9 protein-coding genes are annotated in these 14,269 nt (G+C 57.7%); 6 read left to right on the top strand and 3 right to left on the bottom strand.

Going from position 1 to position 14,269, the window contains the following annotated elements; all coding sequences use genetic code 11:
* Positions 1-10: 10 nt before the first annotated feature.
* The 3 genes from H5U02_01220 to H5U02_01230 all read right to left on the bottom strand — a co-directional run bounded on the left by H5U02_01220 (position 11) and on the right by H5U02_01230 (position 5,087).
* Complete coding sequence (locus H5U02_01220; protein MBC7341070.1) at positions 11-1,387, bottom strand: anaerobic glycerol-3-phosphate dehydrogenase subunit C; 1,377 nt, start codon at positions 1,385-1,387, stop codon at positions 11-13.
* Positions 1,388-1,440: 53 nt separating this feature from the next.
* The gene (locus H5U02_01225; protein MBC7341071.1) at positions 1,441-4,299 is read right to left on the bottom strand and encodes an FAD-dependent oxidoreductase; all 2,859 of its coding nucleotides are present in this window, start codon (positions 4,297-4,299) and stop codon (positions 1,441-1,443) included.
* A 176-nt stretch (positions 4,300-4,475) separates the two neighbouring features.
* A complete protein-coding gene (locus H5U02_01230; protein ID MBC7341072.1) occupies positions 4,476-5,087 on the bottom strand; it encodes a glycerol-3-phosphate responsive antiterminator in 612 nt (203 codons plus the stop codon).
* 835 nt (positions 5,088-5,922) lie between these two features.
* Here H5U02_01230 and H5U02_01235 point away from each other — a divergent pair.
* The 6 genes from H5U02_01235 (at position 5,923) to H5U02_01260 (ending at position 14,179) form a co-directional block, all read left to right on the top strand.
* Complete coding sequence (locus tag H5U02_01235) at positions 5,923-8,310, top strand: formate C-acetyltransferase/glycerol dehydratase family glycyl radical enzyme (protein MBC7341073.1); 2,388 nt, start codon at positions 5,923-5,925, stop codon at positions 8,308-8,310.
* Between the two features lie 239 nt (positions 8,311-8,549).
* A complete protein-coding gene (locus H5U02_01240) occupies positions 8,550-9,665 on the top strand; it encodes a glycyl-radical enzyme activating protein (protein ID MBC7341074.1) in 1,116 nt (371 codons plus the stop codon).
* A 55-nt stretch (positions 9,666-9,720) separates the two neighbouring features.
* On the top strand, positions 9,721-10,128 hold the full coding sequence (locus tag H5U02_01245) for a pyridoxamine 5'-phosphate oxidase family protein (protein ID MBC7341075.1): 408 nt from the start codon (positions 9,721-9,723) through the stop codon (positions 10,126-10,128).
* 14 nt (positions 10,129-10,142) lie between these two features.
* Positions 10,143-11,648 (top strand): glycerol kinase GlpK, encoded by a 1,506-nt coding sequence (gene glpK / locus H5U02_01250; GenBank protein ID MBC7341076.1) that lies wholly within the window; start codon positions 10,143-10,145, stop codon positions 11,646-11,648.
* A 135-nt stretch (positions 11,649-11,783) separates the two neighbouring features.
* A complete protein-coding gene (locus H5U02_01255) occupies positions 11,784-13,118 on the top strand; it encodes a LysM peptidoglycan-binding domain-containing protein (protein ID MBC7341077.1) in 1,335 nt (444 codons plus the stop codon).
* A 362-nt stretch (positions 13,119-13,480) separates the two neighbouring features.
* Positions 13,481-14,179 carry a DedA family protein gene (locus H5U02_01260; protein ID MBC7341078.1) on the top strand — a complete coding sequence of 233 codons (699 nt, stop codon included), beginning with the start codon at positions 13,481-13,483 and terminating at the stop codon, positions 14,177-14,179.
* Positions 14,180-14,269: the final 90 nt, after the last annotated feature.

A 14,269-nucleotide genomic window follows, 5' to 3' on the forward strand; every position in this document is an offset into this window, starting at 1 on the left:
CCCCATCAAGTTAGTTGCCATAGAGATTCGGCGTTGGCTCTAGTTTTCCTTCACTTTGCTTTAGGAGCTCGATGGGGTGGACGGCAGATATGCCGGTGTGGCCCCAAAGCTGAACTTGGCACATCCCGCACTCGGTGGCTACCAGACGGGCATTGCTGGCAGCCAAGGATTCAACCAAGGAGCGGGCGATGCGCCGGCTAGCCGGATAGCGTTCTTGCTTCAGGGCATAGGTCCCCGCCGCCCCACAGCAGCTATCCGCTAGCGGTACAATATTGAGGCCGACCACCCGGCGCAGTAGCTCAAGTCCAGGAGCTCCAATGCCCTGGGCGGCCAGGTGGCAAGGCAGGTGATAGGCCACCGGCAACCCCGGCGGCCGGGGCGACCGCTGACCGCCGGTTACGGAATTCTCCAAGACAAACTGGCAGGCGTCGACCACCGACCGGCTTAGGCTAAAAGCAGCAGGTCCCGGAACCAGGCTAGGATAAACCTCCTTTAGCACTAGGGCACAGCTGGGGCATAAAGCCAAGACCGGCAGGTCCGGATGCAATGCCCTGCCCAGAGATGGAGACGGTAGCAGAGTCAGCAGCTGCTCAAAGTGGCGCAGGTTACTTCCGGCCCACCGGGTCGCTTGCCGGCTGTCTCCGTTGGCCAGAGCCGGGAGGCCACAGCAGGCTGAATCCAACAGATAAAGCTGGCATCCCCATCCACTAAGAAGTCTTTTTAAGGCCTGGAAGGCTTGAGGTCGGCAGTAGCGATAGAAGCAACCCAGAAAGACCGCCACTACTTGCGGTAATGTTGGGGTGAAGCTACTTAGCTGGCCGGGCCGGTCAAGGTGGCCAGGTTCAGGTCCGGCCGAAGCCGGTTGAGCGGCAGCTACCCTAACCCACCCAAAGGTAGTTTCCGGGCGGGAGCTAAACCGGGGTAAAGGCTGGTCGGGGCTTATTCCTAGCCCCCAAGCCAAGGCCTTCCGGACCAGGTGGCGCCGCCCTAGCCAGTTAACGACCCTGGCCAGCAGCGCCGCCCATCGCCCCCACGATGACCCCCGAGCCAAAAACCACTTGCGCAAAGATAGCATAAGACTAGGGAGCTTAGCTTTAGGCCTCCAGGACTGGATCAGATCCGCTACTGGTACTCCAGCCGGGCAAGCGATTTGGCAGCGCCGGCAACCGTTGCAACCCGCCAACGCCGAGTAGGGCGGCACCTGATAGGAAGGATGTCGTCGCCACCAGGCCACCAGCGACTTGGGACCAGGAAAGGTGGGGTCTATACCATAAACCGGGCAAGCATCTAGGCAGATGGCGCAGCGCAGGCATGCCTCAAGAGACCAAGAAGCCCGAGCTAGCCCATGTTCTTCGCCCCAGCTTGGAACTTGCTGGCCTGTTGCCATGACGCCCACCTACCTACCTACTTACTTACTTACCTAGTAAGCTTTGGCCCCTTTTATCTTTTCCCAGCGGCGGCTTGCAGGCCGGCCCAGTAGCCAGTTATGACCGCCACCGCATTTCCCCACCACCGCTGGGTGAGATCGATTCCCGTACCCACGGCCGCCCTGCCCGCCGGCCAGAAATTAAAGTTTATCCAACTTGGGTTCTCTTGAGCTAAAACTGTATCCCGAAGGCCGCCGGCCCGGTTAACCTCCGCACCTCCGCCTACCAGCCCGCCAGTTGCCAGGATTAAGCTCCGGCCTTCGGCCCCATATGGGGCACCAATGCCAGTGACTGCCGCTTGCCACCTGTTCCCTACCCTTTGAGCTACCACCGGAAAGCCAAGCACCAGGGTTATTCCCAGTTCCCGGGCACGTTGCCGCAAGGCCTGAGCCACCCGCAAACCCGACACCGACGGCGGCAGCGTAGGTATTTCCACCACTCGGCAGCCCAGCAACGCTTCCAGCTGCCCTATGATCGAGCTACTCTTTCCCAAACCCAGGACCGCCGGGAAACCGAGGGCGTCTCCTCGACGGGCGACTGACCCCTTGCTCATGAGGGCCTGGCGGATCTGGCGGCCTAACCTTAACAAGCAGGAAGGGTTCTCGGAAAACTCATTCTCGAAATACCGGGCCAGTTGGACGGTCGACCAACCCTGGACCCCAACGCCTAAGTCTTTTAGTTTTAAGCGCACCAGGTCCAATCGGCCATCCCAGTCCGGCTGAGCCATCAACGCTGGGTAAAAGCCTTGCAACTCTTCCCAAGTGATGATCGGAAACCGGGTAGGATTGCCTAGCTCCGGTGGCACCAATAAGCTCTCCGGAGCCCCCCATACCGGTACCCTATTGCCCCAGGCGTCAATCATCCCATGGGGAGTTCCTTCCTGGCCGACCCAATAAGGCAAGCCTGCCGCCAAAAGCTCTTCCCGCAAAAACGCCAAGGCTTCCAGGACTTGCTCCGGTGTTAATCTCAGCAGGTGAGCTAGCTCTTCCAGATTGGGGCGGCTGCCCGGCGGCCCAGCCGTAATGGCACCCGAGGAAAGTTCCAGCAAACCCCACCCTTGGGCCAAAACGGCCACCCGTACGCCCCGCCGGGCAGCCGCCAGGGCTGCCACCAGCCCGGCCAACCCGGCCCCTATTACCAAGACATCAAATCGCTTCCAGTAGTTGGGCTTGAAGGTTTCCCTTGCAGCGGCCGGCTCCGCCGGCTTCGCTGGGCCAGGAAGCGCAGACTCCCAAGCCGACCTGGTCTCCAGCAGGCCTTTGGCCCCCAACCTCAACAGCTCCGCCTGGAGCAACTGAGTCCCCCGCGCGACCGGCTGCATGCCCCGAAGCCGCTCTTCCCAGAACTCCCTCAGCTGCAGCCGCCCCTCCAGGGGCGAAAGCAGTCCCGCTGCCACCAGCTCTCCTGCCGCCCGGTACCCGCACCAAAAGCCCTGACAACTGCCCATGCCTAGGCGGGTCAAGTGCCGGATTTTCACTAGACTAACAGCTTTGCCCTGCCCGCTTCCCTGGGATGGATGGCCAGCAGCGCTAAGGAGCATTTCTTTGGAAACCCCTTCGCATTCGCATATCAGGCCTAGCTCCCGGGCTGGCTCCAGCTTTGCCCCTGTCAGCTTAGCCTCAAGCCCATAAGACTTTCCCATTATAACCTTTCTTGCTTCCTTCGCGCCGGAGCCGAACATTATTAAGTCAGCAGCCTTCTCCGCCATTAGCCGGGCAGTTATCAGCTTCCCACCTACTACCGAATAGAATCCCCATAGCCCTTCTTGTTGCCCGTGATCGATGATATGAAAATCCCGGCTTATGGCCCGCCCCGATTTAGCGTTGCCTTTACAGCTGCTATTACCGCTGCCGCCAGCCCCGCCGCCAACCGGCTGCCCAGCACCTGCCTCCGCTGCCGGAGCACATAGGGGCCTAACCCCCGAAAAGGCTCTGATCAGGCGTTCCCGATCGAGCGCTGGTATCAGCTCCCGTCCCAGCTGAAGCAGCTGCTCAATCTCGGTGGACGTAGCCTCAAAAGCACTGGGCTGCTCCACCGCTAAAGCGGTGGTGCCGAGAATCGATGCCGTACGGTGGGGCAACAATATATCTCCGTCCCCTGGGGGTCGCAGTCGATTGAGAGCCCGCTGCACTAATCGGCGGCCAAATACCAAAAGGGTGCCTTTGGAAAGAGCCAGGGGTACCTTACAATTAGCTAGCTGGGCTACCTGGGCCGCCCAAGCGCCGGCCGCATTGATTATGGCCCAACCGGGCAAATACTGTTTTTCCCCGGTCCTGGTGTTGGTTGCCCATACCCCCGCCGCTCGACCCTCAACCACCTCTATGGCTTCCACTCGGGTGTGGGGATAGTACTCAGCCCCCCGGGCCAGGGCTTCGGCTACCACCTCCCGCACCCACAAAAAGGGATCGATGGCCCCGTCCGGCACCTGATAAACAGCCGTCACTTCTGGACTTAAGAGCGGTTCCTGTTCCCGAGCTTCAGCTAAAGCGATGGAGCGGACTGGAATACCAAGGTGGCGACAGCCTTCCAGCCACTCCTGGACATAATCAGGGTCATCTTGGGCCAGCGACACAAACCAGCCCCCAGTGGGATCAACGGCAAAGCTGGCCAGGCGGCGCAAAATTTGATTCTCCCGCCAGCATTCCTGAGCAGCAGCCGGATCGGTGACAGCATAGCGGGCTCCGCTGTGGAGAAGCCCATGGCATCGGCCGGTGGCCCCAAAGGCCAATTCTTCCTGCTCCAAAAGGCTAGCGGCAACCCCTCGCCGGGACAATTCCCAGAGCAAAAGCGATCCGGTGGCCCCACCCCCGATGATTATTACTCGTCGGTCCTGGCTTTCAATCACTACCTGCTCACCCTTTGATGCTCCCATTCACCTTTAGTGCCTGCCAAAAAGAAAAGCCCTACTGGCCTGCGCCCCTACAGCGCCGGCTCGTAGGACTTCTCGCCTTCTCCAGCCCTAACTATCAACTTTATAGATACAAGATATAGATACAAGAATAGACATACGCCACCCGGGCCGAGAATCCTGCCTGCAACCCCACCCCATTAGTCGCCAGTATAATTCCAAACTGCCCGGTAGCTAGTACTGACCGCCAAAGCTCCAGCTGCCAGCGCATCCCTGGCTTCTTGAGGCTTTCGGATCAGTCCTCCGGTAATGATGGGAAGCTTAAGCGACTGGCATATTTGGGCAATAATCCGGGGCGGGAGCACCCCCGGCAATATCTCCACCGCGTCCGGGTGGCAGGACCGGGCCATGCGCACCCCAGTCCGAATAGCATCAGTATCTACCAGGAATAGTCGGATTATGCTGAGCAGGTTTTCCGACTTTCCTGCCTCGACTAAATTAGCCCGGGTGGTAATGAGGCCGTCAGCACCCAAGCGGGCTAAGTACCTGACTCCTGCCGCATCCTTACCCAGGCCCTCAATTAGATCCAAGTGCACCAGGATGAACTTACGCCGCCGGTGGACGCTCTCAATGGCTGCCGGTAGCGACATTAAGTCGCCGCTAAGTAGGAAGATGGTGCGCAGGCGAGGATGGCTTACCACCTCCGGTAGGTCTTCTAGCCGCCGCACCGCAGCGATGAGTGGAAAGGGACCTACCAATTCTTCTAGGCTTGGTTTCTGGGTTGACCTTGACGGCCAGCTCTCCGTGGTCATGTTTGCCCCCTGCCTACCCGCCCTAACCAGGCTAGCATTCCAGGCTAGCATCAGCTTGTCAAGCCCGGCCAGGACCATTATATCCTGAATATTGCCGGCCCGCCACTACCCTTCCACCCTCGCTGCCAAACGGCCAGGCTACCTTGGTGACAGCAAGGGTGGAGGCGGGCCAGCGGAGACTCCCAGCCAACGAGGGTGCCAGGAAGCATAGTTCGCCAGCGCCCAAACTTCGTACTTGAGATGCTAGGCGAAAGAACCGATAAAAAACTTTTCTTATTTTCTAGCAGGAATGCGGGCACATTTGTTTAATTATAATAGCGTGGAGTTTTCCGACCTTTAGCATCGATAACTTGACCAAGGCCGGGCTGGGAGAAGGCTGAGACAGCCCTTACTAAGCGCCAACCCAAAACCTAGGGCGCTCTGGTAAGGGCTTACTTAATTCCTGGGTTGCTATTCTAAGGCAGTGCCTTATGGGAGTAGCTGCACAAGCAGGCATGAAAAGGCACGTAGGGGATGCTGGGGCGCTGGTCCGGAAGCGACATTAAGCCGAGCGGCTAAGCCACCTTAGCGACGGCGAGGGTGGAGGCAGGTCAGACCCAGCACTCAACTCACGAATCCAGGCATGAGGTCCGCCTTGGGCAGGCAGCAGGTTAATTAGAGTGCTGTGGTCTGCCGGCAGTTGAGTGCTGGGGGAGCCGGCCACGGACATGGAAGTCCGATTGGCCGGGTAGCCTGCCGGAACCTGAGCTGGAGCTTTAGGTGGCTCCGCGCAGGATTACGGAGCGGAGGAACAGCGGGCCAGCTGGAAATATGCTTTTGGGAGGAGGCAAAGAAAATGGAGGAAGGCTGTAAAGTAAAGCTTTGGTCGCCATCGGAAAATCTTTCTCCCCGGGTCAAGAAGCTGCGCGATGAATACTTTAGCTACCCCCACCGAGAATTTAAGAATACGGTTCTAGCTTACACTACTGGAGCTCCTTGGGACCGGGTATATCGCAACTACGAAGACTATGTAGTTCCAGAGATGGTCCCCTTCATGAGCGGGATAGCGGACTCCCTCTTGGCTCTAGCCCAACCGGTAGATCTGCCGGCCAATTTCTTCAAAGAGCCCCTGATCGTGCGCCGGGCTTTATTTACCCAGGCGGTGCTTCGCCAGATCCCGGTGGATATTTTGGAGGGAGAGCTAATTGTCGGCGGCCGCTTCAATACCGCCATGTCCACCTGCCTCAACCAGGAAGAAACCCAAGCCTTTGAAGCCGTCTACCAAGAATACTGCGCCAAGACCGAACGCCTGATCAACCTCGGCATCTCCAACTGCGGAGCAGTGGGCTGCCACATCATCCAGGACTTCAAGCGGCTTTTGTCCATTGGCTTTAAGGGAGTTGAAGCCGAAGCTAGACGCTTATTGCAGGAGACCAGGGACCCTGAGAAAAAAGCTTTCTATCAAGCCATCATCATCTCCTGTGAAGCAGTCAAGGAATTTACTGCCCGCTATGCCGCCGAGGCCCGCCGGCAGGCAGAGGCCATCGGCAAAGCCGATCCAGTCCGTCAAAAGGAGCTTCAGACCATTGCCGCCATCTGCGACCGGGTGCCCTATGAGCCACCCCAGACTTTTTATGAGGCGGTTCAGGCCTGTTGGTTCATCCACATGATTGACATGATTGCCGAGGGTTACCACGGAGCTGGCTTGTCGTATGGCCGCTTTGACCAATACCTTTACCCGTTTTATGCGCGGGACCTAGCCGAGGGTCGAATTACCCGCGACCAAGCTAAAGAAATCCTACAATGCTTCTTCATCAAGCACAACTATGCCTATGATCGCCAGCCCGCCCACGGCAAGCAGGGCATCAACTCTGGCTATGGCCAGCTAATAACCTTAGGCGGTATGGGACCCGGCGGGGTAGACCTCACCAACGACCTCACCTACTTGATGCTGGAAGTAATCATGGAAATGAACTTACTAGAGCCCAAGTGCACCTTCCGAATACACCAGGGAACTCCTGATCTCTTGTTTAAGCGCATCCTCAAGGCCATCCACCAAGCCCAGGGATCACCCTTCCTGCTCAACTTTGATGAGCCCAGCATCCTGGGCTTGGAGAAGGAAGGGATTTCGCCCGAAGAAGCGGTTGACTATGGGGTAGTAGGCTGCATCGAGAACACGTCTGCTGGCAACGACCTCTCCGGCACCGTTGATGTCAACATTAACATTGCCAAAGCGGTAGAGCTGGTTCTCAACAATGGCCGCTGCCTGCTCACCGGCGAACAGATCGGCCCCGCCACTGGGGATCCTGCTAGCTTCGCTAGCTTTGATCAGTTTTTCGCCGCGTACAAGGCTCAGCTTCAGGCCATCATCCAGCAAACCTTAGAGGTAGCCTCCACCTGGGACGGCTTACGAGCTACTTACGTTCCCGTCCCCTATCTTTCCGCCACCATTGGCGGTTGTCTAGAAAAAGGCCGCGACGTCCGGGCCGGAGGAGCCAAATACAACTTCATTACCGTGGAAGGCGTAGGCATCGCTACCGCAGCCGACTCGGTAGCGGCAGTGAAGAAACTGGTATATGACGAAAAACGGCTGACTATGGAGGAGCTAGTAGAAGCGCTCAAGGCTAACTTCGAAGGCAAAGAAGCGCTACGGCAGCTGCTTTTGAATCGCGCTCCCAAGATGGGCAATGATGACCCCTATGTTGATGATATCGCTCGGGAAATATCTCGTTTCTGGGGACATGAGGTACAAAAGCATGTCTCCCCCATTACCGGCCGTCGCTACATGGGCGGTTACCTCTCCTGGAATTATTTTGTGGGCATGGGAGCAACCACCGCTGCCACCCCCGATGGCCGTAAAAACGGTGAGCCCCTGTCCAACGCTGTAGCCCCCGCCCAGGGCCGGGACGTAAACGGACCCACCGCCGCCATCAAGTCGGTTACCCACTTGGGATTTGATGCTCAACCGCGCGGAGTCTCCTATACCATTACTTTCAACCCAGCCATGCTACAAACCGAAGAGCAGTTGGCCAAGTTGGGAGCGCTGCTGAAAGCCTACGGTCAGCTGGGCGGAACCTCCATCCAGCTCAATCTGATCGACCGGGAAACCCTGATTGACGCCCAGCAGAATCCCGAAAACTACCAAAACCTCTTGGTTCGGGTCACCGGTTACAATGCTTATTTCGTTACCCTGGGGCGAGCCATGCAGGATGAGATTATTGCCCGCACCGCCCATGCGGTTTAGGTGCCTACGAAAGAAGTATCAAAATGCGGAGATGCTGGCGTAAGGCGACTTTGGGCGAGTCGCGCGAGCCGTTGGCGGGGCCGGGCCCGGAGGTGGGGCCGACCCAGCACTCAACTTACGAACCTGGTAATGGGGTTACCCTGCCTAGAAAGCAAGTGTCTATGGGCCATGGTATCTTTTTGTAGCTGAGTGCTGGGGAGGCCGGTCGGGTTAGTCAGTTGAGTGCTGGGCGCCGAAGGGTGAGGAGAAGCCATACGGATCGCTGGCGAAGCATCTTGCGCCGGCGCCAGCGCCCCGGCATGGGGAACGTTTCGGAAGAACTGCAGTTTAAGCGGGAGGGGAAAAGGTTGGCAGACATAGAAACCACCGCCCAGCTGGTGGCAGATCCGGGAACAGCAGAAACAGATATGGATAGAGACGAATTGGCGGTTTCGGGGCTGGTGACCAATATACAGAAGTATTCCACCGAAGATGGTCCCGGCATCCGCACCACCGTCTTTCTCAAGGGCTGCCCCCTGCGCTGCCTTTGGTGCCACAATCCCGAAGGCCAGGAAACTAGGCCGGAATTAATCTATTACCAGGTCCGCTGTATTGGCTGCGGGGCTTGCGCTGAAGTTTGCCCCCAAAAGGCTATTACCCCCGACCCGGCCACCGGCTTTAGCCCTGACCGCCGCCGCTGCACCGGCTGTGGGACCTGTGCCGACGCTTGCCCGGCCAAGGCGAGAAAGCTAATGGGCAGCCGCCTCACCGTAGCCGCATTGTTGGCCGAGGTGGAAAAGGACGTTATCTTCTATGTCCAGTCGGGCGGTGGGATCACCCTTTCCGGCGGAGAACCCACCATGCAACCTGACTTCTGCCAAGCTTTGCTCTTTTCGGCCCGAAAGCGGGGCATCCCTACCGCTTTAGATACTTGTGGCTGGGTTAGTTGGAGCACCCTCAAAGAGATGCTCCCTGCGGTTGACCTAGTCCTGTTTGATCTCAAGCAGATAGATCCCGAACTGCACCGCAAACAGGTAGGAGCGAGCTTGGAACCCATTCTAGCCAATCTTCAGCGCCTGGACGCCGCCGGCAAAGCCATCTACATTCGTACCCCAGTGGTACCCGGCTATACCGACCAAGCGGAAAACATTGCCGCCATCGCCCGGTTTTTGAGGCCGCTTGAGCAAGTGCAGGTTTGGGATCTGCTTCCCTTTCATCAGCTAGGGGAAGCCAAATACCGACAGCTGGGAAAGAAATACGCCCTGGCCAACCTTAAGCCGCCAACCACCGAAACCATGGAGAGGCTGGCCGCCATCGCCCGGTCAGAGCTAGGCCAGTCGGCCGGGCGCATCCAAGTCAATGTCGGAGTCAGCTGACTAGAAGAAACAGCGCCTCAGCTAGAAATATATGTTTTGCGGAGGAGGGTTTATCATGGCTAAGATGCCAGACGTAGTAATGCAAAAGTTTCAGGATCTGAAGAATCCCAAATTCATGGCTACCGTGGATGCCGAGGGCAACCCCAACGTGGTTCCGGTACTTTCGGTCACCGCCATTGACAACCAGTACCTTATCTTTGCTGACATCATGATCAATAAGACCAAGAAGAACCTCCTTGATAACGGTAAGGTGGCTGTAGCTGTCATTACCGATAAGGGCGAAGCCTACCAGGTGAAAGGTAAGTTTTTAGGGTTCCAAACCTCGGGGATGTTGTTTGACGCCGTAGCTTCGGCGCCGGAGCTGAAGTACAATGCCTACTTTGGCCCCAATGGCGTCGGCGTCATCGAGGTGACCGAGGTTTACACCGCTACCCTGCCCCTGCCTGGAGAAAGAATAGCCTAAGGAGGTAGGATAGCTTGCCTGAGTTCATCTTGGCCCTGGACCAGGGCACTACTAGTTCCCGGGCCATAATTTTTGACGCCTTTGGCCAACCCATTGCCCAAGCCCAGCAGGAGTTCCCCCAGCATTTTCCTCAGCCGGGTTGGGTAGAGCAGGACCCCAATGATATTTGGGAGAGCCAGCTGGCCTGCGCCCGAGCCGCCCTCGAAAAGGCGAGGCTGACAGCCAAAGATATTGCCGCCATCGGCATAACCAACCAGCGGGAGACTACCATTCTTTGGGACCGCAAGACCGGACAACCAGTGCACAATGCCATCGTCTGGCAGTGCCGCCGAACCGCTCCTCTGTGCCATGAGCTCAAGTCCCGGGGCCTAGAGCCAATAGTGCAAGAGCGCACCGGGCTGGTCATCGATGCTTACTTCTCCGGTACCAAAATCCAGTGGCTGCTCCAGACCTACCCGGAGATAAGAAAGCGGGCCGAGAAGGGTGAAATCGCCTTTGGCACGGTTGACTCTTGGTTAGTATATAAGCTGACCGGCGGACGCTTGCACCTTACCGACTATACCAATGCTTCCCGCACCCTCCTGTTCAACATCCATGACTTGAAATGGGATGAGCTGCTCTTGGAAGAACTAGGCGTCCCCGCTGAAATCTTGCCGGAGGTTCGGCTCTCTTCCCAGCTATACGGGGAAACTGACCCCCATTGGCTGGGAGGACCCATTCCTATCGGCGGAATTGCCGGCGACCAACAAGCAGCCTTATTTGGACAGGGTTGCTTTAATTCCGGACAAGCCAAGAACACCTACGGCACCGGATGTTTCCTTTTAATGAATACCGGAAGCCAGGCAGTCAACTCCCGGCACGGGCTGATTACCACCGTTGCCTGGGGTATCCCCAACGGCCAGGCTCGTCCCCGCATCGTTTACGCCCTGGAAGGCAGCATATTTGTAGCTGGAGCCGCCATCCAATGGCTCCGGGATAGCCTGGGCCTGTTGGAAACCGCTGCTGCTAGCGAGACCTTGGCAGCCTCGGTGCCGGATAACGGCGGCGTCTATTTGGTGCCGGCCTTCACCGGCTTGGGTGCCCCTTACTGGGACATGGAGGCCCGAGGCACTATCGTGGGCCTGACCCGGGGAAGCACTCGGGCCCACCTGGCTCGGGCCGCTTTGGAAGCCATTGCTTATCAAACCCGGGATGTTCTCGAAGCCATGGTTGCCGACGCCGGCACTCCTTTAAACATTCTTAAGGCCGATGGTGGGGCTACTGCCAACAACTTTCTCATGCAATTTCAGGCCGATATCCTGGGAGTGCCGGTACAAAGAGCCGCCATCGGTGAGACTACAGCTTTGGGCGCAGCTTACTTGGCCGGCCTAGCTTCAGGCTTGTGGACCCTCTCTACCTTGCCGGGAACCCGAGCCGGAAGCGAAGGTTACTTTGTCCCGGCAATGGATGCCATTAGCCGCGAGGCGCTTTACCAGCGCTGGAAACAAGCGGTAGCCCGCTCCCGCCAATGGGCTAGCTGACAGGCCTTGGCGAGATTTACCAAGAGGGATAACCACCTCTGCCTAGAACTGTTTATAGCACATTAATATTCCAGCCATTCCGGACCCGACCTCAAGTTGTAAGCGCTTCCGGAAAGGCAAAGGGGAGAGGTGGTTATGCCTAAACCAAAAGCTTGGCTGGCTGGGACTCTGTCGGTAGTGTTAGCAACCGGATTGTGGGTCGGATGGGACGGCAGCGCCGCAGCCGCCACCCAGACCGGCGCGGCTAGCGCTACTGCCGCCAGCGCCACGGTGGCCTACAGGCCGGCAACCATTGCTTATCGGGTTGCCCCCGGCGATACGCTGTGGCTGTTGTCCCAGCGCTACGAAACCTCAGTGGCCGCCATTATCAACACCAATCGCCTGAGAAGCAATTACCTGCAAGTAGGCCAACCCCTGTTCTTACCTATCCTCTACCAGCCAACCCAAAACCAAGGTTATTACCTCTACCGGGTCCAAAAAGGAGATACCCTTTGGCTCCTGGCCCAGCGTATTGGTACCATAACCGTGAGCGATATTCAGCGAGCCAATGGAATAACATCCGATTATTTATGGGTGGGACAAGCCTTAAAGATACCTGTAGCCAAAAGCGGGTATCAAGCCTACCAAGTTCAACCAGGCGACAGCTTATACTTGATAGCTCGGAAGCTAGGAACCACCGTGGATGACTTGGTAAGGGTCAACCGGTTAAGCGGCTACGACCTCCTGGTCGGCCAAGTGCTGATGCTTCCAGGTCAACGTAGTAAGCCGGCACCGCCGCCCACGCCCGCTCCCCAGCCCGGCCCGACCCCGGCTCCGGTCCCTCAGCCAGGACCACAACCAGAGCCCCAGCCCGCTCCGGCCCCCCAGCCACCAGCGGCAGAGCTATCGGTTTACCGGGTAGTAGCTGGCGATACCCTCTGGGGCATAGCTCAGAAATTTGGTACCACCCAGAATGCCATTTATCAGACCAACCGCCTCCATTCTGATATCCTCATGCCCGGCCAGCCCCTCTACATACCCCCAGGGGCCGAGCCGGTACAAGTTGAAGGTCCACGAGGAACCCAGAAGCCCGGTTATGGCGAGCTTCTGGAGTGGGATTGGGCGCGATGGATTTATAACCCCGGCTGTACAGCTACGGTCATCGACTTCTATACCGGCAGGAGCTTTCGGGTTCGCCACCTGGGCGGCTCCAACCACGCTGACTCTGAGCCCCTCACCGCCGCTGACACCGCGGTGATGAAGAGCGTTTTTGGCGGGCAATGGTCTTGGGCCAAGCGACCTATCCTCCTGCGAGTGGGTGACCGGCTTTTGGCCGCCTCCATGGCGGGAATGCCCCATAGCGTTGAGACTATCTATGACAACAACTTCCCCGGTCATTTTGACCTCTATTTCTATAACAGCCGTAGCCACAACACCAACGCTCTCGACCCGGTCCACCAGGCCAACGTCCTCACCGCCGCTGGCCAATAAAGCGCAAACTAGCTACTTGCCATAATCCGGCCCTGCTCTGGCCAACAACCGGGCAGGGCCTTGATTATGCCGGCGGCTCAGAACTGGAGACGGCCTCGCATCGAGACCAACGGCTATCTCTTGCCCAGCTCTCCCAAGACGACCAATGCCGCCATTATAGCTAAGGCCGTGCCTTCACATGGTCTGATTTGAGGATCTCAAAAGCGTGATGCTAAAGTACGAGCTGGTAAAGAAATGCCTGAAGAAAGCAAATGGTAATACTAAGGCCAGGCAGGAATAAATTAGCAACATAGAGAACTGATAGAGACAGGCTACGCGAATTGTCTCCAACCTCACAATGGGTCGCATATGGAGTGAAGTAGTTGAACCTCTGGGACACCTTGAGTCAATCCATCAATTACTTTCTCCCCTGGGGCGGGTGGGGATTATTTGTTTTGGCTTTCATGGAGGCATCCTTCTTCCCCGTCCCCCCCGATGCCCTACTTATCCCCCTAGCTATCCTCCGACCCGGCCGGGCCATATGGTATGCCGCCATCACCACGGTAGGTTCAGTTATGGGAGGATATTTTGGCTATGTCCTGGGAGTCAAATTTGGCCGGCCCTTGCTCCGGCGATTGATTTCCGAGGTCCGGATGCAGCAGGTGGATGACCTGTTCCAGCGGTGGGGCGGGTGGGCAGTGCTTGCCGCAGCCCTTACTCCCATCCCCTACAAGGTCTTTACCATTGCTGCCGGCATCGCCCGGATCAACTTGATAACCTTCGGCATTGCCTCATTGGCAGGCCGGGCCCTGCGCTTTTTTGCTGAAGGGGTGGTTATCTTCATCCTGGGACCAATGGCCCAAACTTACCTGGCCGAGTACCTGGATGTTGGGACCGTGGTGCTCCTGGCCGTACTGGTAGCTGGCTACCTATTGGTAAGAATGGTGCAGGCCAGACGACCAGTAGTCATTCGCCGCCAGGATTTTCAGAAAGCCCGGGCCCGCAGTCAAGGTGCTCTGGCAAGCCGGAATTCCCGAGCCGGATATGAGGGCTATCCCAGGGGAGAGAAGAAATACAGGTAATGAAAAACCAGCTATTTGGCCCCTGCCCGGCTATCCCTGGGGAGGTTCCGAAGGGTAGGTGCAAGGGCTGGTCGCTGGAAGTAAATGGTT

The organism is Clostridia bacterium (assembly GCA_014360065.1).
Classification (GTDB): domain Bacteria; phylum Bacillota; class DSM-521; order Neomoorellales; family JACIYF01; genus JACIYF01.

Bases quoted from the DNA above. Each gene is read 5' to 3' on its own strand.
- H5U02_01220 (MBC7341070.1), bottom strand. From the start codon at position 1,387: ATGGCAACAGGCCAGCAAGTTCCAAGCTGGGGCGAAGAACATGGGCTA.
- H5U02_01225 (MBC7341071.1), bottom strand. From the start codon at position 4,299: ATGGGAGCATCAAAGGGTGAGCAGGTAGTGATTGAAAGCCAGGACCGA.
- H5U02_01230 (MBC7341072.1), bottom strand. From the start codon at position 5,087: ATGACCACGGAGAGCTGGCCGTCAAGGTCAACCCAGAAACCAAGCCTA.
- H5U02_01235 (MBC7341073.1), top strand. From the start codon at position 5,923: ATGGAGGAAGGCTGTAAAGTAAAGCTTTGGTCGCCATCGGAAAATCTT.
- H5U02_01245 (MBC7341075.1), top strand. From the start codon at position 9,721: ATGGCTAAGATGCCAGACGTAGTAATGCAAAAGTTTCAGGATCTGAAG.
- H5U02_01255 (MBC7341077.1), top strand. From the start codon at position 11,784: ATGCCTAAACCAAAAGCTTGGCTGGCTGGGACTCTGTCGGTAGTGTTA.